Below are 25,550 nucleotides of genomic sequence, written 5' to 3'. Positions count from 1 at the left end.
CAACGGTTCCAACTTCGGACCACGACGAGGCACCGGCACATCCGCAGAAGCAGTCATACACAAACTAACGACGGATCTCCGACGCGGGACACTAGTGCTGCTAGTTTATAAGCCAAACGCCAACACTGCTGCCGCTCGATTGCCTAGCGGTGCTGGGAGCAGCCCATGTCGGTACAGGAACGCAAGCAGCGCGAACGGGTGGAGCGCGAGCGTCTCATCGTGGCGACAGCCCGCGAACTCGCCGAGCAGCAGGGCTGGGAAGCGGTCACCACCCGCCGGCTCGCCGAGCGCATCGAGTACAGCCAGCCCGTCCTCTACAGCCACTTCCGCGGCAAGCGAGAGATAATCGGTGCCGTCGCTCTCAACGGCGCCGCCGAGATGGCCGCGGCGCTGCGGGCCGCGACCTCCGCCGCGGACGGACCTCGGACCCGGGTCACCGCCCTCGCCCGCACCTACCTCGACTTCGCCGCGCACAACCCGGCGGTCTACGACGCCATGTTCCAGCTCGACGGCGGCCTGGCCTACGCGGACGAGGACACCCCGCAACCGCTGAAGGACGCCTTCGCCGCCCTGCTGGAAAGCCTCGACGAGGTCGCCGGCGGCGGCGTCCACCCGGGAGTGTTCACCGAAGTGTTCTGGGCGGCCCTGCACGGCCTCGCCACCCTGACCCGGGCGGGACGGCTGTCGCCGGAGGTCGCCGAGCCGAGGGTTGAGCTGCTGGTGGACCGGCTCGCCGTGGCCTGACACACCATCACGGATCGGCTCGATCCGAGGTCCAGCAGGCCTCCAAGCATTCTCCCTAGCGTGGGTACGGGCGTGCGCCCTGTTCCATCCGGCTGTTCGGGAGATGCGCATGGAGCACATGGTGGAACGGGCCGTACAAATAATGCGGGAACGCTATGCGGAACCCCTCAGCCTCGATGAAATAGCCGCCGCGGTCCTGGTAAGCAAATTCCATTTACTGCGCGTATTCCGTCAGGTCACCGGTGTGACCCCGGGCCGTTTTCTCGGCGCAGTGCGCATTGGTGAGGCAAAACGCCTTCTGCGCAATTCCGACCTCGGCGTGGCCACCATATCCTGCACGGTCGGATACAGCAGTACCGGCAGTTTCACGAGCCGCTTCACCGAGTCCGTGGGCATCCCGCCCACCCAGTACCGCAGGATGAGCCGGGGCAAGGGCGAGTACGTCCTGCCCTCCTCGGCCGACGGCCCCGGCGGCCTCGCGCACTGCCGGCTGCGGGGGGTGGCGCGGGCCGCGGCGGAACCCGTCTCCTCGATCTACATCGGCTCCTTCGGCAGCCCCATACTCCAGGGCCGTCCGTCCAGTTGGACCACCACGGAGCGTCTCGGCCCCTTTGTGCTGCACCATGTGCCGCTCGGCACCTGTTACCTGCACGCGACCATGCGGGCGGTACCCGAGCAGTCGGCGGATCCGCCGGAGACGACGCTGCTCACGGCCACGGTCGGGCCGCTGAGCGTCGACCCGTACGCCGACTCGGAGGTGGAGCTCGTGCTCTGCCCGCGTGACTGGTCGCACCCGCCCATCCTCTTCGCGGCGCCCGGCTTCGAGCTGCCCGCCGAACGGCCTCTCGACCCGGCTTCAAGCGAATATCAAGCGAATTCAAGTAGCTTTCAATAGATTTCCAGAGTAATTCAAGGGTCGGAAACCCATACTCTGCGGAAGGTCGGCAATTAAGGAGAAGACAGGTCGTGACTCAGGCTGCAAGGCTCCTCGAAGAGCGCGGCGAAGGCCGTGTCTCGGCGATCCGCCGGATCGCCTTCCTTAAACCTTCCGAGGGGATGCTGCATGCGCGACGAAAATGTAATCCGAGCGGAGTCGGCCGGCGAATTCGGCGTGTGGGACATGGCTCCGGTGTGGGACAGCGCGCCGGTCTGGGACATGGCTCCTGTCTGGGACCGGATCCGCGACGACCTGTCGGTCTGGGACTGTTCCGACGACGACCTGTCGGTCTGGGACAGCGCGCCGGTCTGGGACAAGGCCCCGGTCTGGGACAGCGCGCCCGTCTGGGACAAGGCCCCGGTCTGGGACAGCGCGCCGGTGTGGGACACGGCGCGGGAACTTCAGGCGGCCTGACGGCCGACTCACAGCCCATTCGGCCCGGTAGCCCTGAGCGTTGCCGGGCCGGACGGGCGTTGCGCAGGGCCGTAAGGAGGCTGTCATGACGCAGTACCGCTCCGAACCGGCGCTGGGCACCGCCGGGCTGCAGATGCGTACCGAGATCCCCGAGAGCTGGGACAGCTGGATCGGCAGAGCCCCGGCCACCTTGCGCCGGCGCTGGATCTCGCTCGCCGCGAACCGGATCCCCGGCGGCGCCCGCACCTTCGGGCTGCCCGGGCCCGACGGCGACCAAGTGGCCCTGGTGGGCGGAGTCATGGACGCCCCCACCGGGCATGTGCGGTTCGACCCGCAGCGGGTGCTGTCGGGCGGCTCGGTCGACGACGGCGTGGTGGCCGACGGCCCGCACCCGTGGCAGGGACTCCCCGCCGAGCAGCTCTTCCCGTCCTGCATCCTGATGGGCCCCAACTACGAGTCGGCGCCGGCCGGCCCCGGCTCCCGCGACCCCCGCGTGCTGCGGGCGTACCTGGAGGCCCTGCTCGACTGGTGCCGCGACCAGGGCCTGCGCAGTGTCTCGGCGCTGTTCCTGCGCCCCGACTACCCGGAATTCATCGAAGCGCTGCAGTCGGCGGGGTTCGCCGTGGTCCCGATGGTGGACCGCAGCGACATGGACGTCACCTGGGACGACCTGGACGGCTACATCGCGGGACTGCGACGCAACCAGCGCTTCGCGGTACGGCGTGAGCTGCGCGAGATCGCGGCCCGCGGCATCGAGATCCGCGAGCGCCCGATCGGCGACGACGAACCCGACCTCATCCCGCTGCGCGCCCAGTTGGTGAGCAAGTACGGCGGCGTGCCGGACGCACAACGGGAGGCGGACTCGTTCCGGCACCTGCGGGACCACTTCGGCCCGGAGAACGTCTGGATCGTCGAGGCCCGCAAGGGAGGCGACCTGCTCTCCTTCACGCTGCTGGTACGGGACGGCGACCAGTGGACGGCGCTGATGAGCGGCACCGACTACGAGCACCCCGATTCCTCGTTCACGTACTTCGCCACGATGTTCTACCGACCCGCCGAACTGGCCCCCGCGCAGGGGATCACCACGATCGCCTACGGGCTCGGAACCGTTCAGGCCAAACGCCTGCGCGGCTGCACCGTCAGCACGCTCTCGGCCGCGGGCCTGCTGCTCGACTGATCCGACTGAAGGAGTACGCCCTTGTCACCCCACCGCGCCACCTCGGCCCCCCGGCACGACGGGAAGGTACTCCTGGTCGCCGAGCAGGGCCTGCAGTCCGCCGAGCGGATGACCCCCACCCAGGTCGACCGGAAGGTCGCCGACTTCTGGACCGGCATCGGCGGTGCCGAGTTCTTCCAGGCCCTCACCACCCGCTTCTACGAGCTGGTCTCTCAGGACGACGTACTCACCCCGCTCTTCGCCGTCCACGACTGGAACCGTCACGCCGCACGGCTCTACGACCACTTCCGCCGGATCTACGGCGAGAACGACCTGACCGCGGCCTGGGACCCGAAGATGCACCAGGCGCACGCCCACTTCCTCATCACCCGGGAACAACGGCTGCGCTGGCTCGCCCTGATGAAGGAGGCGGGCACCCAACTGGAAGCGGCAGAACCGCACTTCACCGAGTTCCTGACCATCATGAAGATCGCGAGCGGCGAGATGACCGCGGTGTCGCGGGGAGCCGCGCTGGCCCGCGGCGACCGGTTCCACTGGGACGGGACCCCCGCATGAGCGGCACCCCCGTCCGTACCGTGGCCGTGGTGGGCGGTGGCCCCGCCGGGGCCTTCTGCGCCCTGGAGCTGGCCCGGCTGCTGCCGGACACGGCCGTCGACCTCTACGACCGGGAGGACCGGGGGCCGGGCGCGGGCATCGTGCTGACGCACGAGTTCGCCGAGCGGATCCGGGCCGTCCACCCCGAGGTGCTGCGGCTGCCCGAGTCCGCGTACGCCACCTGGGACGAGACGATCACGATGATCGACGGCGAACGCATCCCGTCGGGCGCCTTCGGCATGTCGGGGATCTCCCGGCAGGTCTTCCACGCGCAGGTCCGCGCACTGGCGGCGCGGAGCCCCCGGGTGCGGCTGATCAGACGCACCGTCACCGAGCCGCCCCGGGCGGATCTGGTGGTGCTGGCCGACGGCGCGGGCAGCGAGCTGCGCCGGGAGCGCGCCGACCGTTTCGGCACCTCCGTCTCGCCGGGCCGCACCCGGTATCTGTGGATGAGCACCCCCTCGGTCCTCGAACCGTGCTTCCTTCTCAAGGACATGGGCCCCGGCCCCCTGGTGGTGCACGCCTATCCGCACGCGGCCGGCGAGAGCACCTTCATCGTCGAGGCCGATCCGGACACGCTGTCCGCCCTCGGGCTGCTCGGCCTGCCGGTGGCCGAGTCGGAGCTGCGGCTCGCCGAACTGTTCCGCGACGAGCTGGGCGGCGCCCCACTGGCCGCCCGGACGGCGGGCTGGCAGCCGTTCCGTACCGTCGCCAACCGCCGCTGGTCCGACGGGCGCACGGTGCTGGCCGGGGACGCCGCGCACACCGTGCACTTCTCGACCGGCTCGGGAACCATGCTGGCCATCGACGACGCGCTGAGCCTCGCCCGGTGCGTCGCGGCACACGACGACCCGCTCCAGGCGGTGGCCGCGTACGAGAGCATCCGGCGGCCGGTCGCCGAACAGATGCGTACGGAGGCGGCGGAGAGCACCGCGTGGTTCGAGCAACTGTGCCGCGGGGAGCGGCTCGAGGGGCACCAGACGGTGTTCGCGCTGCGCAGCCGCCGGGAGGCCAACACCTTCAGCCGGCTACGGGAACGGGACCCGGAGTTCGTGGCGCGCACCGTGGCGCGGCTGGCGGGTCATCCCACCGACGCGGAGCCCGTCGACGTACCGCTGACGGTGGGTCAAGTGCGCCTGGACCACCGGCTGGTGGACGTGGAGCGCCGGGACGGCCGGTGTGTGCTGCACGGCGCGGACGGCGCCCGGGCGGTGGGTCTCGTCGTGGACCGGGCCCCCGAACTGCCGCTGGAGGGGATCGACTTCCTCGCGGTCCGGGCCGGGTCCGAGGGCGGCCGGGTGTCCCGGAGCGCCCCCGCCGCGCGGATCCGCGGCAAGGCGGCGCTGCCGATCGCGTTGCTCGTCGACGAGCAGCTGCCCAGGGACGAGGCCAACACCCTGATCGCAGCGGCGCGTACGGACCTGGTGGCGGTGCCATGAGCCGCGGCGGCTGCCCGGGCTCGGAAGCGGTCGGCTCGGTAGGGACGGGCTCAGAAGTAGCCGCGCATCAGCTCGGCGGCATAGGCCGGCCCCCGCACCTCACCGCGCGGGGCGAACTCGGGCAGATACGGCTTGACGTCGAACACGGGGGAGCCGGCGAGCGCGTCGAGGCCGTGCACCGTGAGTGTCAGTCCCTCGACGGCCGCCAGCGCGCACACGGTCACCCCGAGGTGGTTGGGCCGGTTGGGCGCGCGCTGCGCCAGGATGCCGGAGACCGGCCAGTCGGTGTTGCCCCGCGGGTGCTGGGTCCCGGTGCAGGTCCGCTTCGCCAGATGGAACGCGAAGATCACCTCGACGTGCGAGTAGGCGTCAAGGCCGGAGGTCGCCGAGACCTCGAACACCGCCGGATCCAGGTCGACATGGGAGACCACCGTTCCCCATCCGTCCTCGTGGACCTGTTCGCGCCCGCCGCGCACGACACCGATGGGGCTGATCGGATGCATCCCGGTCCCGCTTTCTGTCCCGTGGGTCCTGATCGTCCCGGACCCGCGCAGCATCTCCGCCCCTCCACCGCGGAGTCAACCGCACCCCACCGAGCGAGGTACCAGCCATGTCCCGCCTGATGTCCCGCCTGCTTCCCGACCCGGGACCCGGCCGGGTGCTGGTCCTGTGCACCGCCGTGGCCAGCCTCGGGAACGGCCTCTACGTCACCGGCGGCGCCGTCTACTTCGTCCATGTCGTGGGCCTGTCGGCGAGCCAGGTCGGCCTCGGCATGTCGCTCGCCGGCATCCTGGGTCTCCTCCTGGGGGTGCCCGCGGGGAAGCTCGCCGACCGGATCGGGCCGCGGGGGACCACCGCGGTGTTCGCGCTCGGCAAGGCGGTGGCGCTGTCCGCGGCGGCCTTCGTGCACTCCTTCACCGCCTATCTGGTGATGGCCGTGGTCCTCGGACTCGCCGAGCAGAGCGGCAACATCGCCCGGGGCGCGCTGGTGACAGGGGTGATGGGCCGCGAGGGCCGGGTGCGGCTCTCCGCGTACATGCGCAGCGTGTTCAACGCCGGGTTCTCGCTGGCCTCGCTGGCGGCGGGCCTGGTCATCGCGACCGACTCGACGACCGCCTATCTCGCCCTGTTCTGGGCCAACGCCCTCTCCATGGTGCTGGTGGCCGCGCTCTACATGCGACTGCCCACGGTGCCCGGCATCCCGCCCGCACCCCGCGGCGAGCAACCGCGCGGCGCCGTACGGGACCTCCCCTACCTGCTGGTCGCCCAGGTCTCCGGGATCATCCGGATCGGCCCGACCGCGCTGGCGGTGGGAGTGCCGCTGTGGCTGGTGGTGCACACCGACGCGCCGCGGGCCCTGGCGGCATGGATCATGCTGGTCAACACGGTGCTGGTGGTGTTCCTCCAGGTACGGATGGCGCGCGACGCGGACACCGTACGGGGGGCGGCACGCCTGCAGAAACTCACCGCCGTGGTCCTCGTCGTCGCCTGCGCGGTCACCGCGGTGACCGGCTCGCTGTCCGGCTGGGCCGCCACCGCCGTGCTCCTGGCCGCCTCGGTCCTCTTCACCTTCGGTGAGATCTGGGGCGAGGCCGCCCGGTGGGGGCTGCGGTACGAACTGGCCCCGGCGAACGCGCAGGGACAGTACCTGGGGGCCTTCGCGACGGGCGACGCCTTCGCCCTGATCGCCGGCCCCGCGCTGGTCACCTCCGTGCCCAACCAGTTCGGCGGCCCCGGCTGGCTGCTGATCGCCGTCCTCTTCCTCGGCGTGCTGGCCGCGGGCGGGCCCGCCGTCCGCTGGGCGGAGAGGACCCGCGTACCGGAGGCCGAGACGGACGGCGTCCCGCAGACCGTCAAGGCGTGACCCGCGGTCGGCGCCGGTGCCGTGACCCGGCGCCGACCGAGGGGCCTACAGGTAACAGGTGGGCAGCGAGCCGTGGAAGTCGACCATCTCCTGGAACGCCGCCGCGATGTCCAGCGGCTCGCCCGGCGGCAATCCCGCCAACTCGGCGTGGGCGCGGTGCAGATTGCCCACCAGGCGCTCGCTGTCGAGGAGGTGCGCGAAGCGGCCCAGGTCGGCCCGGCGGGCCACCTGGAGCGGCGAGAGCCCCTCGGCCACGCCGCGCACCGCGAGGTCGCGCACCCACCGCAGGTACTCCTCGGTCCGGTCGAACAACTCGGGGCCGCCCGGGGCGCCGTGCCCCGGAACCACTGTCGTGGCACCCAGCGCACGCAGCTCGTCCAGGGCGCGCAGCGAGCCCTCCACCGAGCCCATCAGCACGTACGGGGTGACGCCCGACCACACCAGGTCGCCGGTGAACACCACGCGCCGCTGCGGGATCCAGGCGACCACGTCGCCCGCCGTGTGCGCGGGGCCCAGCCGCAGCAGCTCCACGGTCAGCCCGCCCGCGCGCAGCGTGAGCGCATCGCGGAAGGTCAGGGTGGGCAGGGCCGGTACGAGGTAGCCCCAGTCGACGTCCGGCCACAGACCGCACAGGGCGAGGCCGGCGGTCGCGGCGTCGGCGCGGGTCCGCTCGTTCGCGACGATCGTGGCGCGCGGCAGGAAGAGGCCGTTGCCGAAGACGTGGTCGCCGTGGAAGTGCGTGTTGACCACGTAGTCGGGGCCGTCGGGGACCAGGCGCTGCACCGTCGCGCGCAGGGCACGCGCCCGGTACTCGGTGGCCGCGGTGTCCACCAGGACCGTGGCATCGTTGCCGACCACGAGACCGGCGTTGTTGAGGCACCAGCCGCCCGGCGGCTGGAGGTAGGCGTACACCCGGTCGGCGACCTCCGCCATGACGGGTGGCGCGAGGTGGACGGAGGCCTCGGTCGAGAGGGCTGCGGTCATGGTTGCTCCCAGAGAGGTGAGTTGACCGACTCTGTCCGGTGGCGCTCGTGGCGGTCTCGACGACGGCTGGATCGCGGGAGTCGGAGCACATCTCGGGCGGGTGCGGTGAAGACCCGTGATTTCCTCATGTTTTCGGTGTGATCTGTTCGCTGCCGGGACCGCCGTACGCGGTCCCATACTCAAGGACGCGAGTGGGCCGGCGGGCTGTGCCGCATCTCTGCCGGTACCGCTGCCCGAGGAGGTGGTTGACCGTGGCTCCCCACGCGGAAGACGCCCCCCTGCGCATCCACCACCTGTGGTCTTTGCGCGAGGACACGGTGGTCGACTGGGACGAGGAAGGGCGGACACTGGTGCTCAGCGGTCCGCAGGGCACGGAGCGGGTCGAGGACCCCGGTCCGGCGGTGGCCGAAGCGCTGCGCCGGATGGAACTCGGTCCTGTGCTGCTCGCCAACCTGCCGCCGCCGGAGGGCCGGGCGGCCCCTGGGCACGAGACCTTCACGCTGGTCCTGTCGGTGCTCCGGGCCATCTCCCACGTGGTGATCAGGACGCTGTCCCTCGACGATCTCAGAGGGCCGGTGCTCTCCGTGGTGCCCCTGGACCGGGACGCCCGCTTCGCCGCTGTCCGGCTGCCGGCGTGGCGCAGGGTGCGGCTGCGGCCCACCGCGACGATCACCGTGCGCGGGAGCACCTTCCTGGTGGAGTGCCACACCCTGGGGCACCGGGTGGAGATCCACCGCCCGGAGGCGATGTGGGTGGTGTCGCTGCTGGCCTGGCCCATGACGCCGGAGGCGATGGTCGACGTGCTGCCGCTGCCCGCCGAGCTGACCCTGGAGATCCTCGGCTATCTGGCGGGGGCCGGGCTGACGGAGTCCGCGGCCTGACCGCACCGCCGCGGGACGTGCGGCGATGCGGCGGGGCCGGTCACAGCAGCCAGCCCGAGTCGCGGGCGATGCGGATCGCGTCGACCCGGTTACGCGCGTTGAGCTTGGTCACGGTGGTGGTGAGGTAGTTGCGCACCGTGCCCACGGAGAGCCGGAGCCGCGCGGCGATCTCCTGCGGTTCCGTGCCCTGCGCGGCCAGTTGCAGCACCTCGGTCTCGCGGGAGGTCAGCGGGCTCTCCGCGCCGCCCCAGGCGGCCAGGGCCAGTTGGGGATCGATCACCCGCTGCCCGGCGACGACACGGCGGACGGCCTGGGCGAGTTCGCTGGGCGGGGCGTCCTTGAGGAGGAACCCCGCGACGTGCGCGGACATCGCCCGGCGCAGGGTGCCGGGGCGGCCCAGGCTGGTGAGGATCAGGGCCCGGCACTCGGGAAGTCGCTGGTGCAGGAGCTCGGCCGCGCTGAGGCCGTCGAGGCCGGGCAGGTCGATGTCGATGATGGCCACGTCCGGCCGGTGTTCGCGCGCCGCGCCCAGGATCTCGTCACCGCGTTCGAGCTCGGCGACCACCTTCAGATCGTCCTCCAGATCGAGCAGAGCCACCAACGCGCCGCGGACCATGTGCATGTCCTCGGCCAGGAGGATCCGTATCATCGTCGCTTTTCCCCGTTCCCCCTGCTGACTGCATTCGCTGGATGCCACCCAAGCGCATCCGCCGTCGTTTTTCCGTCAAATACGCCAAGATCGAGCCAGGTCTGTCACGCGACGCTGTCGGACCTGCCGTAGGTGTCCTTGTCGGCGGTGCTCTCAGCCGCGTACGGCTCGCCGGTACGTGCCTCCTGGAGCGGTGCCTCGGCGGTGATCCGGAAGACGTCGGTGCCGGCATCGTCTAGGAAGCGTCGCACGATCAGCCGGCCTCCGATGTCCTCCAGCCGCCGCTGGAGGTTGCCCAGGCCGCTGCCGCTGTGCGGCGAGGGGACCTGGTGAGCGCTGACCAGACCGTCGTTGACGATCGTGAGGCGGACCAGACCGTCCTCGATGCGCGCGGAGATCCGGCAGTGCGAGGCCTTGGAGTGCCGCAGCAGGTTGGTGACGCCCTCCCGCAGCACCGTGGCCAGCACGGTGGACGTCGCCGGGGCCAGCCGCTCGATCTCGTCATGGGTCTCGACGCTGACCGAGACCCCGGCGGCGGCCAGCACCGACTCGGCGGAGGGGAGTTCGGAGTTGAGGTACATCTCCCGGTAACCGCGGGCGACCCGGCGTACATCGGCCAGTGCCTGGCGGGAGACGACGAGCACCTCGTCGACCTCCTCGCGGGCCCTGCGGGGGTTGGCCAGGATGAGGCGGTGGATCAGCTCGTTCTTGAGGGTGATCGCGGAGAGGCTGTACCCGAGCAGATCGTGCAGGTCCCTGGAGAACCTCAACTGCTCGTTGCTGACGGCGAGTCGGGCGACATCGGCGCGGGCCCTGTGGACCTGTTCGACCAGGCCGGTCAGCCGGCTCAGGCCGTACACCACGAGGCCGGTGAGCGCGGTGGTCTGGCACATGTACACCAGGTCGACGACGGCCATCTCGTGCAGGATGCCGGGGACGAGCAGGCTGAGCGTCGTCAGTCCGTAGAGCGTCCAGGCCGCTCTGGCCGGCAGGAGCAGCAGCAGGGATCCGGCGAAGAAGCCCGCCATCGCGCCCCAGGACACCCCGAACCAGACCAGCGGCAGGTACGAGAGGACGCCCTGCGCGGCCAGGGTGAGCAGCTTGGTGCGCGGCCGTGCCGCGGCGAAGTCGGGCGCGGAGTGCACGAGTTGCAGCAGGAAGACCAGGATCAGGCAGACGACGGCGAGGACCAGACCGTACGGACCGAGGTGTTGGGACAAGATGTTGAGGAAGGTGATGCCCAGATAACACACGAGCGCGGCCATCAGAATGCCGCGGGCGGTTCTTGTGGCCACGCACTTCTGACCCTGTGATTGACCGGAATGCAGTGCATGCCCGTTCGGATCCGTACCGTCCATCTCTCGTCCGAGCCCCCCCACCGTCTTCGGTTGCGGTTCGGATGGAACCGGCGTCATTCTAGGCAGAACACGGTTGGGGGCTGGCTCATTCTGTCCACTCGGTTCTCGTTCAACTGTCCGAAAATCGACGGTCACACGAAGAGCGGGATCGGGTTCAGCTGCTCGTACGGTGTCGGGCGGGAGAGGCGTCCGAGCGTGACCGGTACGTCGAAGAGCCTGCCCGGCGCGTACCGGGCCCAGAAGTGCCTGAGCCCCGGCACCAGCACTTTGACCACCGGCATCCCGATGTCCGGCCGGGTCTGGTCGAGGACGAGCAGCTCCAGGCCCTTGGCGCGGACGAGTTCGGTGACGGCCAGGACGTCGTCGAGCAGGTCGGTGCGCACCACATAGTTCCAGTGGCCGGGCGTGCGCGGCCGGGTGGCCGGATCGGGCGTCAGATACGGCTGGTTGGCGAGCGTCGCCTCGCGCCACCAGCGGACCGGCAGAGGGTCCGTGATGCCGTACTCCCCGCCGGGACGGCCCGCGCCCACGGCCGGCAGCAGCTGCCCCATCTCGGTGAGCGCCCTGCGCAGCGCGATGGCCGGGTCGAAGTGGGCGCCGAAGCCGAAGACGATGTCCTCGGCCGGTCCGTCGGTACGCCGGGAGAGAGCCACCATCGCGGGGATGCCGAAGTCCGAGGTGAGGTCCAGCGCCCACAACTCCCGGCCCAGCTTGCGGTATCCGTCGCGCAGCCGCCCGATGTAGGGCTCGTCGAACGCGTCCAGGTCGACCGCCGGCTGCCGGGTGCGGTTGTACCACCACAGGGCCACGGCGTCCCGCTCCACCAGCTCCAGGAAACCCTGCAGCAGGGCGTCCTCGGGACTGCTGCCCGCCGCGTTGCCGTTGGAGTCGGCGTAGGGCCCGTGCGGGGCCGGGGTACCGGACGGGAAGTACAGCATCGACGTGGGGAGCAGCCGGCGGCGCCGCTCGGTCAGGGACCACACGGGGGTCCACTCCACCGGCCGGTTCTCGTCGAAGGGCTCGGGCACGTGGTGGAAGGGCGATCCCGAACGGTTCCAGCGGTCCCGCTCACGGAACTGCCGGTCCGCGTACAGCTGGCAGGAGTTGGGGTGGAGGGCCGCGTCGCCGAGCGCGCGCAGGGTGTCCACCACGACCGGTTCGTCGCCGTGCCGGGTGCCGCTGTAGCGCTCCACCGACTCGCACAGCGCGCTGGTGCGGGCCTCGGCGTCGGTCAGGCCCTTGCCGCCGCTCAGGGAGCGCAGCCCGGCCAGGCCGTTCTCCCGCATCGCGAGATTGCGCCCCGACACGTAGGTGGTGGCGAACTCCGGTGCGCCGGGGGCGGGTTCGAGGACCGGCACGATGCCGGTGACCGGGCTCACCAGGTGCTCGTACCGCTTCAGCAGCTGGTCGGGGCTGAGCGCCCGGTGACCGCCGCCGCCCTGGCCCGACTTGGGCCGCGACACGGGGACGAAGGGGGCGGACACGCGCCGCGCCGTCAGTCCGGGGTCCCCGCAGGAGGCGCACTGGGGGACGCGGGACACGGCGTGGACCCGGGTCCGCAGGTGCAGGGTGTCGACCGTACGGACGGAGCCCTGGTCGCCGTAGCGCAGTCCGGCCAGCCACTTGGCGGCTTCGAGGACCACGCTCTGCGCGGCCATGACGCGACCGGCGGGCAGTGACGCTTCCGGCCGGCCGAGCGGGCCCTCGAGCCCCAGCGCCTGCTGGAGCGGCCCCTCGTACCCGCGGTGCTGGGCGAGCCGGGTGGCCAGACACGACCAGCAAGGGCCCTCGTCCGGCCGGAAGAACGGGCCGATCCACGGTTCGTAGCCGCACAGCCGGGCGAGCAGCCACGGCTTGCCCGCCGCACGGTGCTCGACGTCGACCCGCTTCAGCTCCGGGGAGAGGTAGTCGTCGCACAGGACCAGCGTGAGGTCCGCGTCCCCCTCGGTCACCGTGACGCCCGACCCGGCGCCCGCGGCGAGCACCGGCCCGGCGTCCACACCGGCGAGCGGCAGGACGCGGAGCCGGGAACCGGCAAGGCCCGCCGCCGCCCGGGCGCCGTCCAGTCCGGCCAGGTCCCAGTAGGCCTCGGCGACCCGGTCGGTGGCCGTCACGGCCGGGGCGGGGCGCTCGAAGCGGAGCAGCCCGGCCTCGCTGAGCAGTTGCAGCCCGCCCTGTGTCTCCTCGGCGGTCAGCGCGGGCGCGGTGGCGTGCAGGATCTCGGTGAGCGAGCGGGTGCCGTCGAGCAGGGGAACGAGTACGTCGACCAGGGCGCCGTGCAGGGTGGTTACGCCCCGGCGAGAGACCAGGTAGGTCGCCTCGCCGGGGACGATCGCGGGACGCAGGTGGTGTCTGAACCCCACGATGGTTGAGCCGTCCTGTAGAACGGCCGGTCCGGATCTCCAGGGGTGCGGTGAGCCGGAAGTCATATCCAGGCCCCCCCGACCGCGTCACCCTCGACGGCCACGAGAGCCGCGGTCCCCGCGCCGAAGGCATCGGCGGGGACGGGCTGGGCGCAGAAGGTGAACTGGGCATCGGTCGGGACGGGCTGGGCGCAGAAGGTGAACTGGGCGGAGTGGTCGGTCGCAGTGGCTTCGCTGGCGTAGGTATAGGTGAGCTGGACGCTGCCGGCCTGGGGGGCCTGGGCGCAGAAGGTGAACAGCGCGGTGGAGCCGGCGGAGTGGTCGAGGGTCTCGATCACGAAGAGCGGACGTGGGGGAGCTGCCTCGGCGACGCGCGCCGAGTGGATGATGACGGGGGCGGCACTGGCGTGGCTCATCGGAGTGGGTCCTCACTGACGTGGTGGCTGGTGCTCCAATGGCCGGAATTCTTCGTGAGTCGAAGACCTCACGGACAGTGTCCCGTTCACCGGTGTCAGATGAAGTTCTCACTCAAGTGGAGGCCACAGCTCCGTCCGTCACCGGTCCGTCACCGCTTGAGCGGCTCCCACCAGCTCCGTTGCTCGCGGTACCAGCGCACCGTTTCGGCCAGGCCCTCCTCGAAGCTCCTGCGGGGTGCGTAGCCGAGCTCCTCCCTGATCTTCGTGCAGTCGACGGAGTAGCGGCGGTCGTGTCCCTTGCGGTCCTCCACGCGTTCGACGCTCTCCTCCCAGGTGGCGCCGCATGCGGCGAGCAGCGCGCCGGTCAGCTCCTTGTTGGAGAGTTCGGTGCCGCCTCCGATGTTGTAGACCTCGCCCGCGCGGCCCCTGGTGCGGACCAGTTCGATGCCCTGGACGTGGTCGTCGATGTGCAGCCAGTCGCGGACGTTGCCGCCGTCGCCGTACAGCGGGACCTTCCCGCCGTCGAGGAGGCTGGTCACGAACAGCGGGATGACCTTCTCGGGGAACTGGTGGTGGCCGTAATTGTTGGAACAGCGGGTCACCCGGACGTCGAGACCGTGGGTGCGGTGGTACGACAGCGCGATCAGGTCGCTGGAGGCCTTCGCCGACGAGTACGGCGAGTTGGGCTGCAGCGGGTGGCTCTCGGGCCAGGAGCCCTCGTCGATCGAGCCGTACACCTCGTCGGTGGAGATGTGCACGAAGACCTCGATGCCGGCCAGGTGCGCCGCGTCGACGAGCGTGTGCGTGCCGACCACGTTCGTGTGCACGAACTCGGCGCCCCCGTCGATCGACCGGTCGACGTGCGACTCGGCGGCGAAGTGCACCACCTGGTCGTGCTCGGCCATCAGCTTCCCGACCAGCTCGGGGGAGCAGATGTCCCCCTCCACGAAGGAGAACCGCGGGTGCGCCCGTACCTCGTCGAGGTTGGCGGGATTGCCCGCGTACGTCAGCTTGTCCAGGACGGTGACCGAGACGTCGCCCGGACCCTCGGGGCCGAGCAGTGTGCGCACGTAGTGGGAGCCGATGAAGCCGGCGCCGCCCGTCACCAGGATGCGGGTCGTGGCCGGGGCGGCCGGTCGGGTCGGGTGCATGGGTCGGAACTCCTCGGTCGGCGGGGGACAGGTCAGGCGGCGCGGACGGCCGGCTGCGGCATGCGGCGGGACGCCACCTCGGTGACATGGGCGCCGTACTCCGTGCCCCGCATCTCCTCGCCGAGGCGCAGGCACTGCTCGGGGGTGATGAAGCCGCGGTTGAGCGCCAGTTCCTCGATGCACGCGATGAACTCGCCCTGCCGCTGCTCGATCAGCTGGACGTACTGTGCCGCCTGCAGCAGGGAGTCGTGGGTGCCCATGTCCAGCCAGGCGAAGCCGCGGCCGAGCGGGATGAGCCGGGCCCGGTCCTGTGCCAGGTAGGCCCGGTTGACGTCGGTGATCTCCAACTCGCCCCGCGCCGAGGGGGAGAGGTTCTTGGCGATCCCGACCACATCGCTGTCGTAGAGGTACAGGCCGGTCACCGCGAGGTTGGAGCGCGGGCGGCGCGGCTTCTCCTCCAGTGACAGCAGTCGGCCCCTCTCGTCGATCTCCCCGATCCCGTAGCGCTGCGGGTCGCGTACCTGGTAGCCGAAGAGCGCCGCGCCGTCGAGCTTGCGCACCGCGTCGTCGAGGAGCAGCCCGAACCGTGGCCCGTGGAAGATGTTGTCGCCGAGGACGAGCGCGACCTGGTCGCCGTCGATGAAGTCGGCGCCGATGACCAGCGCTTCGGCGATACCGCGGGGCTGGTCCTGCTCGGCGTAGGAGATGTTCAGGCCGAGCCGGGAACCGTCCCCGATGAGCGTGCGGAAGCTGTCCGAGTGGTCCTTGGACGAGATCAGCAGGATGTCCCGGATGCCCGCCAGCATCAGCACGGAGAGCGGGTAGTAGATCATCGGCTTGTCGTAGACGGGCAGGATCTGCTTGGACAAGGCTCCGGTGAGCGGACGCAGGCGTGTGCCGCTGCCGCCGGCGAGGATGATGCCCTTCATCTCAGATCACCTTTCACTGTTGTTCGAGCCGGGTGCTCTCCTCGTACCGCGGCAGCGGGCCCTGTTCCGCGGCCTTCCCGGCCGGTGCGGATCCCGCTGGCCCGATGCTGCTGCCGTCCGATCGGGCGCGGGCGGAGAAGCGCTTGAGGCGGCGACGACCGCGGCGGGGGCCCGTGCGGCCGCGGGCCGCGACTCCACCAGCACTTGAGTCGGGCTCCCTAGCCTCGGGTGCGATGTTCTGCGCCGCCCGTATCGAGCCGGCGCTCTGTCACCGACCCCGCGACGAAACCGTTGTCCCCCATGGGTGAAGTCGGAAGGAAATCCCTGAATGAGTACTGACAAGGTCGCCGCCGGCGGCAATACGGCTGGGGCCGGGAAATCCCCGGGCATGGCCACATTGATCACGGGTCTGACCGCCTTCATGGCGGGGCTCGACAATCTGGTGGTCCTCATCGCTCTGCCCACCATCAGGGACGAGCTCGGCGGCAGCCTGAAGGACCTGGAATGGACGGTGAACGCCTACACGCTGTCGTTCGCCGTGCTGATGATGTTCGGTGCGGCCCTGGGTGACAGGTTCGGGCGCCGCCGGATGTTCATCACCGGTCTGCTGCTGTTCACCGCCGCGTCGGCCGCGGCCGCTCTGGCACCGGGCATCGGCGAACTGATCGCCGCCCGCGTGGTCCAGGGTGTCGGCGCCGCCATCATCATGCCGCTCTCCCTCACCCTGCTCACCCATGCCGTTCCCGCGGCGAAGCGGGGCGCGGCCCTCGGCATCTACAGCGCGGTCAGCGGCCTGTCCATCGCCGGCGGCCCGCTGGTGGGCGGAATCGTCACCCAGCACATCTCCTGGCACTGGATCTTCTGGATCAATGTGCCGGTGGGCCTGCTGCTCGCCCCGCTCGCCTGGCGCGGGCTGGAGGAGAGCCGCGGCCCGAACAACCGCCTCGACCTGCCGGGCACGGCCTTGATCAGCCTCGGCATCCTCGGTCTCGTCTACGGCCTGATCCGGGCGGGCGACGACGGCTGGGGCTCCCCGGAGGTCCTCGGCCCGCTGGTGGCCGGCGCCGTGCTGGTCATCGCGTTCGTCCAGTGGGAGCTGCGCAGCAAGGCGCCGATGCTGCCCATGCGCATGTTCCGCAACCGGGCCTTCAGTGCCGTCAACGGCGGCGCCCTGCTGATGGCCTTCGGCATGTACGGAGTGGTCTTCCTCATCACGCAGTACATGCAGAACATCCAGCACATGACGCCGACGGAGGCGGGCGTGCGGATGCTGGCGTGGACGGCGATGCCGATCGTGGTGGCGCCCGTCGCGGGCATGATGTCGGACAAGATCGGCGGCCGTCCTGTGGCGGTCTTCGGACTCGCGATGCTCGCCGCCGGATTCGCCTACTGGGCACTGGTGCTGGGCCCGGACTCGTCCTACGTCGAGCAGCTGCCCGGCTTCCTCCTGGGCGGCGTGGGCGTCGCCTGCTTCTTCGCCCCGCTGTTCACCCTGACGATGGGCTCCGTCGACGTCTCGGAGCAGGGCATCGCGTCCGGCGCGAACTCGGCCGCCCGTGAGCTGGGCGCACCGCTCGGCGTGACCGTCCTCACCACCGTCTTCACCCACAACGGCGGCTACGCGTCGGGCCAGAACTTCGTCGACGGCTTCGTACCCGCACTGTGGGTCGGCGCGGCGGCCATGGCGGTCGCCGCGGTCGTGATGCTCTTCTCCACCCGGCCCGCCGGTGCGCAGGAGCAGCAGCTCAGTGTCGAACCGGTCCTGGACGCGGTCGCACCGGCCACCTCGGGCACCCGCTGATATTGCGTACGCCGACCCGCGGCCCGGCACGACGACATCGTGCCGGGCCGCGGGTCGGCAGCACGTCAACTCCCCTACGCCACCGGCAGAAAGGCCGTGCGAGACATGAAGGTTCTCTTCGCAAGCCTCGGAAACTACGGACACGTGTTCCCCCTGGTCCCGCTCGCCCAGGCGGCGCACGAGGCCGGGCACGACGTCTGGTTCGCCACCCACGAGCAGTTCCACCCGATCGTCGAGAAGGCGGGGCTGCGACCGGTCGCCAGCGGGCTCACCGTCCCCGAGGCGTTCATAGAGGCAGCCGGCGGCCAGGCCTTCCTGGAGGCCAACGGCGGTGACGTACAGGCCAGTGACGTGCCGCCCGAGGTGCTGGCGGTCCTGGCGGTGAAGGCGTTCGGCTCGGTGCTGCCGCGCAGTGTGTTCGCGGACCTCACCCCGGTCATCGACTCCGTCCGGCCGGACCTGGTCGTCTACGAGAGCCTCAACCCCGGCGCCGCCTTCGCGGCCGCGGCGGCGGGCGTGCCCGCCGTGTCCCAGAGCATCGGCCGGATCTCGTCCGACCCGCTGATCCCGCAGGAGCTGTTCGCCACGGCGAGCGACCTGGGGGTGGCCGACAGAATCGCCCCGGACCCGACCCTGGGCAACCCGTACATCGACATCTGCCCTTCTGTCGTGCAGAACCAGGAGTTCCTGGCCTCGGGCGTCCAGGTGATCCCGCAGCGGCCCGTCTCCTTCAGCGAGCCGGGCGAACTGCCCGCGAGCGTCACCCAGGGGGAGGGCCCGCTGGTCTACCTGAGCTTCGGCACCGTGGTCGGCTCCGCGGAGCTGCTGCGCACCGCGATCGACGGCCTGCTGCCGTTGAACGTACGGGTCCTCGTCGCGACGAGCGCCCTGGTGGACCCGGCCGAACTGGGCGAGCTGCCGGACCGGGTCGTCGCGCTTCCCTGGGTGCCGCAGGCCGAGGCGCTGCGGCACGCCACCGTCGTCATCCACCACGGCGGCCACGGCACCACGCTGGCCTCGCTGGCCGCGGGGCTGCCCCAGCTGATCCTGCCGCGGGAGAGCGACGGCCTCGGCAACGCGCCCGCGGTGCGCGCGACCGGAGCGGGCCGCCTGCTGCTCGCCGAGGACGTGTCCGCCGAGGCGGTGGAGGCCGAGGTGCGCGCCCTGCTGACCGACGGAGCGCACCGGGAGGCGGCGCGCCGGGTGGCCGACGGGATCGCGGCCCTGCCCGGGCAGGCCGACACGGTCGCGAGGTTCTCCGAGTTCGTCGGCTGAACGGCCCCGCTACGCACTGTGCCCCACGCTCATGCCGAGCGTGGGGCACAGTGCGTAGCGGGGCTCGCGGCTCGTTCAGGACTGCCCGAGCGCCGCCGGGTCGACACCCAGCTGCCGGAAGATGTCGTCCATGTTCAGCTGGTCCCAGTGCTCGGCGAGCAGCCCGTCCTCCACCCTCCAGATGTCGATGGACTGGAAGTTCACCGAGCGTCCGGTCGCCGGTATGCCGAGGAACGTGCCCTGGTGGGTCGCGGTGTACTCCAGGCGCGCGGCCACCCGGTCCCCTTCCACGATGACGTCGTGCAGCACGCCCTTCAGATCCGGGAAGGCGGTGAACACCTGGACCCAGAAAGCCTGGTTGGCCTCGATGCCGTCGGCCACCACGGGGTTGTGGTCGATGTGTCCGGACGCGGTGTGCTCCGGCATGGTGCTGATGTCATGGCTGTTGATCATGTCCACGAAGCTCTGGATGAGAGCGTGGTGATTCCTCGACATGCCGGCCTCTCTAGGCGGGGTGGGAGAAGAACGGTGAAGCCGAAGCATCCCCACGCGCGGTCGAATCCCCCTGGAGCAGGCGCCCGTTCACGGGCGGTGCGCGCGCCGCGTGTGCGCTCCAGCGGAGCGCGAGGGACAGGCGAGGGGGGCGGCTTAGCGTCGGTTTTCGAACCGAACCAGCCACTGCCTGAAGGAGTTTTCATGGCCACCGAGGAGCACGCGTTCACTCTGCCCGGCGCGGACCTGCCGCAGCCCGACGAGGACCTGCGCAAGCGGCGTGAGGCGGTCGTCATCGAGCACACCGTCGCCGAGGGCGCCTGGGACATCGACGGAGTGATAGCGACGTTCCCGCGCGGCGGCGTGTACCGGGTCATCCCGTTCGAGGAGTCCCCGCTGATCGGTGAAGAGGCCATCAAGAAGGGCTACTTCGCCGAGCTGCAGAAGGCGTTCCCGGTCGCCGACCACAGCCTGTTCCATGTCCACCACACGCCGACCGCGGTGATCGTGGAGGCGCAGTTCCGGGCCAAGCAGGAAGCGGACTGGCGCGGCATCCCCAACCACGGCAAGACCGTGGACGCACCCGTGGCGATCTTCTTCCACTTCGACGGCGACGTCCTCATCGACGAAACCCTCTACTTCGACATGGCCACCTTCGCCCGGCAGCTCGCCTGACCCTCGAAGCCGGCTCGCCCGTCATGGCACGCAACGTTGAAAGGAATGAGCAGGATGCAGCCCGAGGTGAACGGTACCGAGGACTTCCTGGCGTCGGCGATGGTGGCGAAGACCCCGCTGACCCCCGACGCGGACGCCTTCCTCAGGGAACGGGAGAAGTCCGCCTCGTACGAGGTCGAACGGGTGCCGCTTGCCACGCTCCCGAACTGGCACCTCGGTGACCGGCTCAGTCGCGAGGACGGCAAGTTCTTCACCGTGGAAGGGCTCTCCGTACGGACGGATTTCGGGCCCGTGCCGCAGTGGACCCAGCCGATCATCGTCCAGTCGGAGATCGGCATCCTGGGGATCCTCGCCAAGCGGTTCGACGGCGTGCTCCACTTCCTCATGCAGGCGAAGATGGAGCCGGGGAACACCACCTTCGTCCAGTACGCGGCGACCGTCCAGGCGACCCAGAGCAACTACAAGCGCGTCCACGGCGGCAGGGCCACCCCGTATCTCGACTACTTCCTGGAGGGCACGCGGCGACGTGTCCTGTTCGACCAACTCCTCTCCGAGCACGGCTTCTGGTACCTGTACAAGCGGAACCGCAACATGATCGTCGAGGTGCCCGAGGACGAGGACGTACCCGTCGAGGACGACTTCACCTGGCTCACCCTGGGCCAGATACGCCAGCAGCTCGTCCAGGGCAACGGCGTCAACATGAACGCCCGTACCGTGCTCTCCGGAATCGCCTACGGCACTGCCGGCAGCGACAGCCCGCTGCTCGCCGAGGAGCCCGACGGATTCCACGGCGAGCTCATGGAGTCGCACCGGACGCCTACCTCGGCCGCCGACCTCTCCTCCGCGCTGACCTGGCTCTTCGACCAGAAGGCGAAGTTCAGTCTGGACGTCAGGCGGATCAGCCTGCGGGACATGGACGACTGGATCTGCGACGACGACAGCATCCGCCACCGCGACGGCCGCATCTTCGACATCATCGGCATGTCGGTCCGGGCGACGAGCCGGGAGGTCGGCACCTGGTACCAGCCCATGCTCGAGCCCCGCGCCGGAAACATCGTGGCCCTGATCTGCCAACGACGGGCCGGCGTCCTGCAGTTCCTCGTCCAGGCCATGGTCCAGCCCGGCCTGACGGACCGTCTCGAACTCGCGCCCACCGTGCAGTTCTCCCCGGGCTACCACCGCGGCCCCCAGGACTTCCCGCCGCTGACGCAGTACCTCGACGCACCCGAGTCCTGGATCCGGCTGAAGGCCGTCCAGTCGGAGGACGGCGGCCGCTTCTCCGCGGCGGACACGCTCCACCAGGTCGTCCAGCTCCCCGAGGACCACGAGATCGAGGCGCCGGACAACTACCGGTGGATGACGCTCGCGCAACTCAACCGCCTGACTCATTTCGGATACCACGTCAACGTCGAGGCCCGGAGTCTGGCCGCATGTCTTCTCTGACCACCGGCGGCCACCCCGACCGACCCGCCGGAACCGAACCCCGCCCGGATGCTGGAGGCAGCGCTGTGACCGTGGACCCCCCGCTCATCGTGGTGCTGGGCGCCGCAGGCTTCGTCGGATCCGCCGTGTTCCGCGAGCTGGCACAGCACCCGGTCCGTGTCCGGGCCGTCTCCCGCAGGAAGTGCCCGGTCCCCGAGGACGCCCGCGCCGAGATCGAGGTGGTCTCCGCGGATCTGACCGAGCCCGGACAGCTGGCCGCGGCCGTCGCCGGCGCCGATGTCGTCATCCACTCACTGGCGTACATCGCGGGGGCGTCCACCTGGCGCATCGCCGACGGCGACGCGGGCGCCGAACGCGTTCATGTCGGCCTGATGCAGGACCTGCTGCGCGCCCTCGCCGACCGACCCGATTCCCAGGCGCCCCCGATCGTCCTGTTCACGGGATCGGTCACGGCGGCCGGCTCCACGGACAAGGAAGTCCTGGACGGCACCGAACCCGACCGGCCCAAGGGCTATTACGAACGGCTGAAACTCGAGGCGGAGCGACTGCTGCTGGCGGCCGACGCGGCGGGCACGGTGCGCGGCGCCTGCCTGCGCCTCACCACGCTGTACGGCTACAGCGCCGGGTCCACCGCCCGGGACAAGGGCATCGTCACCACGATGACGCGCCGCGCGGTGGCCGACGAGCCCCTGACCATGTGGCACGACGGAACGGTCCGCCGGGACCTGCTCCACGTCGACGACGCCGCCCGCGCCTTCTGGGCCGCCATCCCCCGCATGGACGTCCTCGCGGGAAAGCGCTGGCTGCTCGGCACCGGCCAAGGGGCCCCGCTCGGGGAGGTGTTCGCCACGGTCTCCGCGCTGGTCGCCGAACAGACGGGCAAGGATCCGGTGCCGGTGGTCTCCGTGGAGCCGCCGGAGTACGCCGAGGTCAGCGACTTCCGGAGTGTGACCGTCGACTCCTCCGCGTTCCGGGCCGCCACCGCCTGGACACCGCAGGTGTCCCTCGAGGAGGGCCTGCGCCTGACGACAGAGTTCTGCTCCAGCGGCCGTGACGCGGAACTGTCCTGAGCCTGTTGCCGCGTAAGCATGCATCCCTGAAAGACCCTGAAGGAGGAGAAGGTCGCGTGATCTACACACAGCTGGGCCGTACCGGTCTGCGGGTCAGCAGGCTGGCTCTGGGCACCGTCAACTTCGGTGGCCGGGTGGAGGAGCCGGAGGCGCACCGCCTCATGGATCACTCCCTGGAGCGGGGCATCAATCTGGTCGACACCGCCAACACCTACGGCTGGCGCGTCCACAAGGGCCACACCGAGGAGGTCATCGGCCGGTGGCTCGGCAAGAGCTCCGCCCGCCGCGACCAGGTCGTCCTGGCCACCAAGGTGGGCGACCCGATGAGCGAGGGCCTGAACGATCACGGCCTGTCGGCCCGCAACATCGTCGCGGCCTGCGAGGCATCGCTCAAGCGGCTGGGCACGGACTGGATCGACCTCTACCAGATGCACCACCTCGACCGGTCCGTCGGCTGGGAAGAGGTCTGGCAGGCCATGGACCTCCTGGTCTCCCAGGGCAAGGTGCGCTACGTCGGCTCGTCCAACTTCGCCGGCTGGGACATCGCGTCCGCGCAGGCGGTCGCGGAGCGCAGGAACTCCCTCGGCCTGGTCTCGGAGCAGTGCGTCTACAACCTGGTCACGCGGTACACGGAGCTCGAGGTCATGCCCGCGGCCCAGGCACACGGACTCGGCCTGCTGGTCTGGTCACCGCTGCACGGCGGCCTGCTCGGCGGCGTGCTCCGCAAGATGCGCACGAACTCCGCGGTCAAGTCCGCGCAGGGCCGCGCGGCGGAAGCCCTGGACGCGCAGCACGACACCATCGCGGCCTACGAGAAGCTCTGCGCCGACTGCGGCCTGGACCCGGCGGTGGTCGGTATGGCCTGGACGCTGTCCCGCCCCGGTGTGACGTCCGTGGTGATCGGGCCGAGGACGGAGCAGCACGTCGAGGGTGCGCTCGAAGCCCTGGAGTGTGAGCTGCCGGAGTCCGTGCTGGCCGAGCTCGACGTACTCTTCCCGCCCCTCGGCCAGGGCGGTCCCGCCCCCGACTGCTGGTTGAGCTGAGCCCTGAACCTGTCGCCGCTGCCCCGCCGAGCCGATGCGCGGCGGGGCAGCAAAGACAGGCTCTCAGGCGGCGGTGCCGCGGACGCGGCGCAGGGTGCGGGCGTACAGCGGCGGGCCCAGCAGGCGCCACAGCAGGCCGACGGGTCCGGGCACACTGCCGAGCATGACCGCGCGTTCGCGCTCGTCGGCGTCCTCCATGACCATCCCGAAGAACTTGAACAGCTTGGTCTTGGGGGTGTGCTGCGCGAAGTGGTCGCCCAGCGCGTCGAACTCCTTGGCGGTCATGAACCGTTCGGCGAGGGGCAGCAGGTGTGCCTCCTCGTCGTCGAGGTGCTCGACCAGTACCGTGCGGTGCTTCTCGACCGCGGCCACGAGACGGTCGCGGATCTGCGCGTCCGCGGTGGGCGTCCACTTGGCGACCAGCTCGGCGACCTCGTCGAGGGTCTCGACGATCTGCCCGTGCTCGTCCTCCATGCGCAGGATGACCTCGCGTTCGGCCGGCCCGACCCGGTCGAGCATCAGCGGCCACAGCAACTCGTCCTCGCCCTGGTGGTGGTTGGTCAGCCCGATGCGCAGGTCCGCGAAGTGCTCGGCGAGGACCTCGGCACGCTTGACGTCCCCCGGGGGAACCACGGCGATCATCTCGCCGAGCAGCCTGAGTTCCCGCCGGAAGGCACGGTGGACGATCGCCATCTCCTGGGCGTTGAATCCGCCGTACCCGGAGTCGCTCCCGGGAGCCGGGGACGGGCCGTGCGTGGACGAGGTCATGAGCGTGTTCCTCTCGTGGGGGTCACCGGACTCGGGAGTCGGATCATCTCCAGCTTGACCCGTTGCCACTCGAATTCTGCTTGAGCGGCCGGTGACGGGCCTGCTGAACGGCGTCGCAGGGCCATCACCTGGCCGAAATCCGCGGGTACTTCGCGGTGTTCCGGTTGCGCCTGCGAAGGAACCGGACTCCACCGCTCCCACCGCTGCGGACCGGACGGCGACCGGCCGCCCGGCCGCCCTGGGGCGGCCTGCGACGGGAGAGGCCCCCGAGGCAGGCCGATAAAGCGTGCCCGCACCCGCTCCACCCGGTCTTGAGCAGCACGTTCTACCGTTGTCGCCATGGATCTCAGCGGCCCGGAAATCAGCGAACTCGCCCTCCCGGACGTGTTCCTGATCTCGGCCCTGGCCGTCGAGGACGAGGCCGGCGTGCGCTACGAGGCGTTCCGCCAGGACCAGGTCGAGGAGGCGGTCGGACGGCCCTTCGCGATCCACTACAGCGAACTGTCGGTCGCCCGGCGCCGGGTGCTGCGCGGCGTCCACGGAAGCGCGGGCCCGGACAGCTGCGCCAGGCTGTTCGGCTGCGTGCGGGGCGCCGCCGTGCACGCCGTGGTGGACCTGCGGGTCGGCTCCCCGGACTTCGGCCGGCACGACACGGTCTGGCTCGACCACCACAACGTGGCCGGGGTGTTCGTCCCCGAGGGCTTCGGCCATGCCTGGCTCGCCCTCCAGGACGACACGGTCCTCGCCTGTCACAGCTCCCGGCCGTACGCGGCGGCCTCCGCCTACACCGTCAGCGCGCTCGACCCGGAACTCGCCCTGCCCTGGGGGCTCACCGAGGCGCCCGTCATGACCGACGCCGACCTGGCCGCGCCCACCGTCCAGGAAGCGCTGGCCAAGGGGCTGTTGCCGGCCTACGAGGACTGCCTCGCGCTGTACGGCCGCCCCCCGCTCGCCACCTCCTCCTGACGGCGTGTGAATCGTTCATACCGAGTGCGGGACGAAGACACCCGGAAGAGGAGGAGTGACGCACTGTCCGTCGAATGGGCCACATGGGAAGTTCGAGGTCCTACGACAGAGACAAGG

Annotated in this window: 25 protein-coding genes; 15 read left to right on the top strand and 10 right to left on the bottom strand. The window is 70.6% G+C overall.

What is annotated here, in order from left to right:
• Nucleotides 1-165 precede the first annotated feature (165 nt).
• The 6 genes from ACIREE_RS38265 (at nt 166) to ACIREE_RS38240 (ending at nt 5,305) form a co-directional block, all read left to right on the top strand.
• Nucleotides 166-744, top strand: a complete 579-nt coding sequence (locus ACIREE_RS38265) for a TetR/AcrR family transcriptional regulator (RefSeq protein WP_404163260.1) — start codon at nt 166-168, stop codon at nt 742-744.
• A gap of 103 nt (nt 745-847) precedes the next feature.
• Entirely contained in the window at nt 848-1,639 is a 792-nt protein-coding gene (locus ACIREE_RS38260) for a helix-turn-helix domain-containing protein (RefSeq protein WP_404163257.1), read from the top strand.
• Nucleotides 1,640-1,807: 168 nt separating this feature from the next.
• On the top strand, nt 1,808-2,095 hold the full coding sequence (locus tag ACIREE_RS38255) for a hypothetical protein (RefSeq protein WP_404163255.1): 288 nt from the start codon (nt 1,808-1,810) through the stop codon (nt 2,093-2,095).
• A gap of 85 nt (nt 2,096-2,180) precedes the next feature.
• A complete protein-coding gene (locus ACIREE_RS38250; protein ID WP_404163252.1) occupies nt 2,181-3,272 on the top strand; it encodes a GNAT family N-acetyltransferase in 1,092 nt (363 codons plus the stop codon).
• Between the two features lie 21 nt (nt 3,273-3,293).
• Entirely contained in the window at nt 3,294-3,827 is a 534-nt protein-coding gene (locus ACIREE_RS38245) for a truncated hemoglobin (RefSeq protein WP_404163249.1), read from the top strand.
• Nucleotides 3,824-5,305 (top strand): FAD-dependent monooxygenase, encoded by a 1,482-nt coding sequence (locus ACIREE_RS38240; protein WP_404163246.1) that lies wholly within the window; start codon nt 3,824-3,826, stop codon nt 5,303-5,305. The genes ACIREE_RS38245 and ACIREE_RS38240 overlap by 4 nt, the downstream gene beginning before the upstream one ends.
• A 50-nt stretch (nt 5,306-5,355) precedes the next feature.
• Here ACIREE_RS38240 and ACIREE_RS38235 read toward each other — a convergent pair whose 3' ends face one another.
• On the bottom strand, nt 5,356-5,808 hold the full coding sequence (locus tag ACIREE_RS38235; protein ID WP_404163242.1) for an SAM-dependent methyltransferase: 453 nt from the start codon (nt 5,806-5,808) through the stop codon (nt 5,356-5,358).
• A 107-nt stretch (nt 5,809-5,915) separates the two neighbouring features.
• Between ACIREE_RS38235 and ACIREE_RS38230 the strand changes: the two genes are divergently transcribed.
• Nucleotides 5,916-7,169: an MFS transporter gene (locus ACIREE_RS38230; RefSeq protein ID WP_404163239.1), complete on the top strand. Its 1,254-nt coding sequence runs from the start codon at nt 5,916-5,918 to the stop codon at nt 7,167-7,169.
• A gap of 45 nt (nt 7,170-7,214) precedes the next feature.
• Here the strand turns inward: ACIREE_RS38230 and ACIREE_RS38225 are convergent, their stop codons facing one another.
• Nucleotides 7,215-8,153 (bottom strand): MBL fold metallo-hydrolase, encoded by a 939-nt coding sequence (locus ACIREE_RS38225; protein WP_404163236.1) that lies wholly within the window; start codon nt 8,151-8,153, stop codon nt 7,215-7,217.
• 251 nt (nt 8,154-8,404) lie between these two features.
• Between ACIREE_RS38225 and ACIREE_RS38220 the strand changes: the two genes are divergently transcribed.
• Nucleotides 8,405-9,034, top strand: coding sequence for an NADH oxidase (locus ACIREE_RS38220; protein ID WP_404163234.1), 630 nt, complete (start codon nt 8,405-8,407; stop codon nt 9,032-9,034).
• Nucleotides 9,035-9,074: 40 nt separating this feature from the next.
• Here the strand turns inward: ACIREE_RS38220 and ACIREE_RS38215 are convergent, their stop codons facing one another.
• The 6 genes from ACIREE_RS38215 to rfbA all read right to left on the bottom strand — a co-directional run bounded on the left by ACIREE_RS38215 (nt 9,075) and on the right by rfbA (nt 15,900).
• Entirely contained in the window at nt 9,075-9,683 is a 609-nt protein-coding gene (locus tag ACIREE_RS38215; protein ID WP_404163231.1) for a DNA-binding response regulator, read from the bottom strand.
• Between the two features lie 104 nt (nt 9,684-9,787).
• Nucleotides 9,788-10,978: a sensor histidine kinase gene (locus ACIREE_RS38210; protein ID WP_404163228.1), complete on the bottom strand. Its 1,191-nt coding sequence runs from the start codon at nt 10,976-10,978 to the stop codon at nt 9,788-9,790.
• A gap of 194 nt (nt 10,979-11,172) precedes the next feature.
• Nucleotides 11,173-13,470, bottom strand: coding sequence for a TOMM precursor leader peptide-binding protein (locus ACIREE_RS38205; RefSeq protein ID WP_404163225.1), 2,298 nt, complete (start codon nt 13,468-13,470; stop codon nt 11,173-11,175).
• On the bottom strand, nt 13,467-13,820 hold the full coding sequence (locus ACIREE_RS38200; protein ID WP_404163222.1) for a hypothetical protein: 354 nt from the start codon (nt 13,818-13,820) through the stop codon (nt 13,467-13,469). The genes ACIREE_RS38205 and ACIREE_RS38200 overlap by 4 nt, the downstream gene beginning before the upstream one ends.
• A gap of 149 nt (nt 13,821-13,969) precedes the next feature.
• Nucleotides 13,970-14,971: a dTDP-glucose 4,6-dehydratase gene (rfbB, locus tag ACIREE_RS38195; RefSeq protein WP_404163220.1), complete on the bottom strand. Its 1,002-nt coding sequence runs from the start codon at nt 14,969-14,971 to the stop codon at nt 13,970-13,972.
• Between the two features lie 32 nt (nt 14,972-15,003).
• On the bottom strand, nt 15,004-15,900 hold the full coding sequence (rfbA, locus tag ACIREE_RS38190) for a glucose-1-phosphate thymidylyltransferase RfbA (RefSeq protein WP_404163217.1): 897 nt from the start codon (nt 15,898-15,900) through the stop codon (nt 15,004-15,006).
• A gap of 328 nt (nt 15,901-16,228) precedes the next feature.
• On the opposite strand from rfbA, the gene ACIREE_RS38185 reads away from it, so the two are divergent.
• Entirely contained in the window at nt 16,229-17,701 is a 1,473-nt protein-coding gene (locus ACIREE_RS38185; RefSeq protein ID WP_404163214.1) for a DHA2 family efflux MFS transporter permease subunit, read from the top strand.
• A 105-nt stretch (nt 17,702-17,806) separates the two neighbouring features.
• Nucleotides 17,807-18,976: a glycosyltransferase gene (locus ACIREE_RS38180; RefSeq protein WP_404163211.1), complete on the top strand. Its 1,170-nt coding sequence runs from the start codon at nt 17,807-17,809 to the stop codon at nt 18,974-18,976.
• 75 nt (nt 18,977-19,051) lie between these two features.
• Here the strand turns inward: ACIREE_RS38180 and ACIREE_RS38175 are convergent, their stop codons facing one another.
• Nucleotides 19,052-19,471, bottom strand: a complete 420-nt coding sequence (locus tag ACIREE_RS38175; protein ID WP_404163208.1) for an ester cyclase — start codon at nt 19,469-19,471, stop codon at nt 19,052-19,054.
• Between the two features lie 201 nt (nt 19,472-19,672).
• Here ACIREE_RS38175 and ACIREE_RS38170 point away from each other — a divergent pair, with 201 nt between their 5' ends.
• From ACIREE_RS38170 to ACIREE_RS38155, 4 genes are all read left to right on the top strand, one after another.
• Entirely contained in the window at nt 19,673-20,143 is a 471-nt protein-coding gene (locus tag ACIREE_RS38170) for a nuclear transport factor 2 family protein (protein ID WP_404163143.1), read from the top strand.
• A gap of 45 nt (nt 20,144-20,188) precedes the next feature.
• Nucleotides 20,189-21,586 (top strand): NDP-hexose 2,3-dehydratase family protein, encoded by a 1,398-nt coding sequence (locus ACIREE_RS38165; RefSeq protein WP_404163205.1) that lies wholly within the window; start codon nt 20,189-20,191, stop codon nt 21,584-21,586.
• Nucleotides 21,587-21,651: 65 nt separating this feature from the next.
• Nucleotides 21,652-22,656: an NAD-dependent epimerase/dehydratase family protein gene (locus ACIREE_RS38160; protein WP_404163202.1), complete on the top strand. Its 1,005-nt coding sequence runs from the start codon at nt 21,652-21,654 to the stop codon at nt 22,654-22,656.
• A gap of 56 nt (nt 22,657-22,712) precedes the next feature.
• Nucleotides 22,713-23,699 (top strand): aldo/keto reductase, encoded by a 987-nt coding sequence (locus ACIREE_RS38155; protein ID WP_404163199.1) that lies wholly within the window; start codon nt 22,713-22,715, stop codon nt 23,697-23,699.
• Between the two features lie 63 nt (nt 23,700-23,762).
• Here ACIREE_RS38155 and ACIREE_RS38150 read toward each other — a convergent pair whose 3' ends face one another.
• Nucleotides 23,763-24,467 carry a hemerythrin domain-containing protein gene (locus ACIREE_RS38150; RefSeq protein ID WP_404163196.1) on the bottom strand — a complete coding sequence of 235 codons (705 nt, stop codon included), beginning with the start codon at nt 24,465-24,467 and terminating at the stop codon, nt 23,763-23,765.
• Nucleotides 24,468-24,806: 339 nt separating this feature from the next.
• Here ACIREE_RS38150 and ACIREE_RS38145 point away from each other — a divergent pair, with 339 nt between their 5' ends.
• A complete protein-coding gene (locus ACIREE_RS38145; RefSeq protein ID WP_404163193.1) occupies nt 24,807-25,433 on the top strand; it encodes a dTDP-4-dehydrorhamnose 3,5-epimerase family protein in 627 nt (208 codons plus the stop codon).
• The last annotated feature ends 117 nt before the right edge of the window (nt 25,434-25,550 follow it).

It is taken from the genome of Streptomyces sp. NPDC102467, assembly GCF_044765445.1.
GTDB lineage: Bacteria > Actinomycetota > Actinomycetes > Streptomycetales > Streptomycetaceae > Streptomyces.
This window is presented reverse-complemented; position numbering and strand designations above follow the sequence as displayed.

Coding starts and splice junctions, on each gene's coding strand:
- ACIREE_RS38215 (WP_404163231.1), bottom strand. CDS start 9,683: ATGATACGGATCCTCCTGGCCGAGGACATGCACATGGTCCGCGGCGCG.
- ACIREE_RS38200 (WP_404163222.1), bottom strand. CDS start 13,820: ATGAGCCACGCCAGTGCCGCCCCCGTCATCATCCACTCGGCGCGCGTC.
- ACIREE_RS38150 (WP_404163196.1), bottom strand. CDS start 24,467: ATGACCTCGTCCACGCACGGCCCGTCCCCGGCTCCCGGGAGCGACTCC.
- ACIREE_RS38255 (WP_404163255.1), top strand. CDS start 1,808: ATGCGCGACGAAAATGTAATCCGAGCGGAGTCGGCCGGCGAATTCGGC.
- ACIREE_RS38250 (WP_404163252.1), top strand. CDS start 2,181: ATGACGCAGTACCGCTCCGAACCGGCGCTGGGCACCGCCGGGCTGCAG.
- ACIREE_RS38205 (WP_404163225.1), bottom strand. CDS start 13,470: ATGACTTCCGGCTCACCGCACCCCTGGAGATCCGGACCGGCCGTTCTA.
- ACIREE_RS38235 (WP_404163242.1), bottom strand. CDS start 5,808: ATGCATCCGATCAGCCCCATCGGTGTCGTGCGCGGCGGGCGCGAACAG.
- ACIREE_RS38145 (WP_404163193.1), top strand. CDS start 24,807: ATGGATCTCAGCGGCCCGGAAATCAGCGAACTCGCCCTCCCGGACGTG.
- ACIREE_RS38175 (WP_404163208.1), bottom strand. CDS start 19,471: ATGTCGAGGAATCACCACGCTCTCATCCAGAGCTTCGTGGACATGATC.
- ACIREE_RS38265 (WP_404163260.1), top strand. CDS start 166: ATGTCGGTACAGGAACGCAAGCAGCGCGAACGGGTGGAGCGCGAGCGT.
- ACIREE_RS38185 (WP_404163214.1), top strand. CDS start 16,229: ATGAGTACTGACAAGGTCGCCGCCGGCGGCAATACGGCTGGGGCCGGG.
- rfbA (WP_404163217.1), bottom strand. CDS start 15,900: ATGAAGGGCATCATCCTCGCCGGCGGCAGCGGCACACGCCTGCGTCCG.
- rfbB (WP_404163220.1), bottom strand. CDS start 14,971: ATGCACCCGACCCGACCGGCCGCCCCGGCCACGACCCGCATCCTGGTG.
- ACIREE_RS38165 (WP_404163205.1), top strand. CDS start 20,189: ATGAGCAGGATGCAGCCCGAGGTGAACGGTACCGAGGACTTCCTGGCG.
- ACIREE_RS38240 (WP_404163246.1), top strand. CDS start 3,824: ATGAGCGGCACCCCCGTCCGTACCGTGGCCGTGGTGGGCGGTGGCCCC.
- ACIREE_RS38225 (WP_404163236.1), bottom strand. CDS start 8,153: ATGACCGCAGCCCTCTCGACCGAGGCCTCCGTCCACCTCGCGCCACCC.
- ACIREE_RS38260 (WP_404163257.1), top strand. CDS start 848: ATGCGCATGGAGCACATGGTGGAACGGGCCGTACAAATAATGCGGGAA.
- ACIREE_RS38230 (WP_404163239.1), top strand. CDS start 5,916: ATGTCCCGCCTGATGTCCCGCCTGCTTCCCGACCCGGGACCCGGCCGG.
- ACIREE_RS38170 (WP_404163143.1), top strand. CDS start 19,673: ATGGCCACCGAGGAGCACGCGTTCACTCTGCCCGGCGCGGACCTGCCG.
- ACIREE_RS38180 (WP_404163211.1), top strand. CDS start 17,807: ATGAAGGTTCTCTTCGCAAGCCTCGGAAACTACGGACACGTGTTCCCC.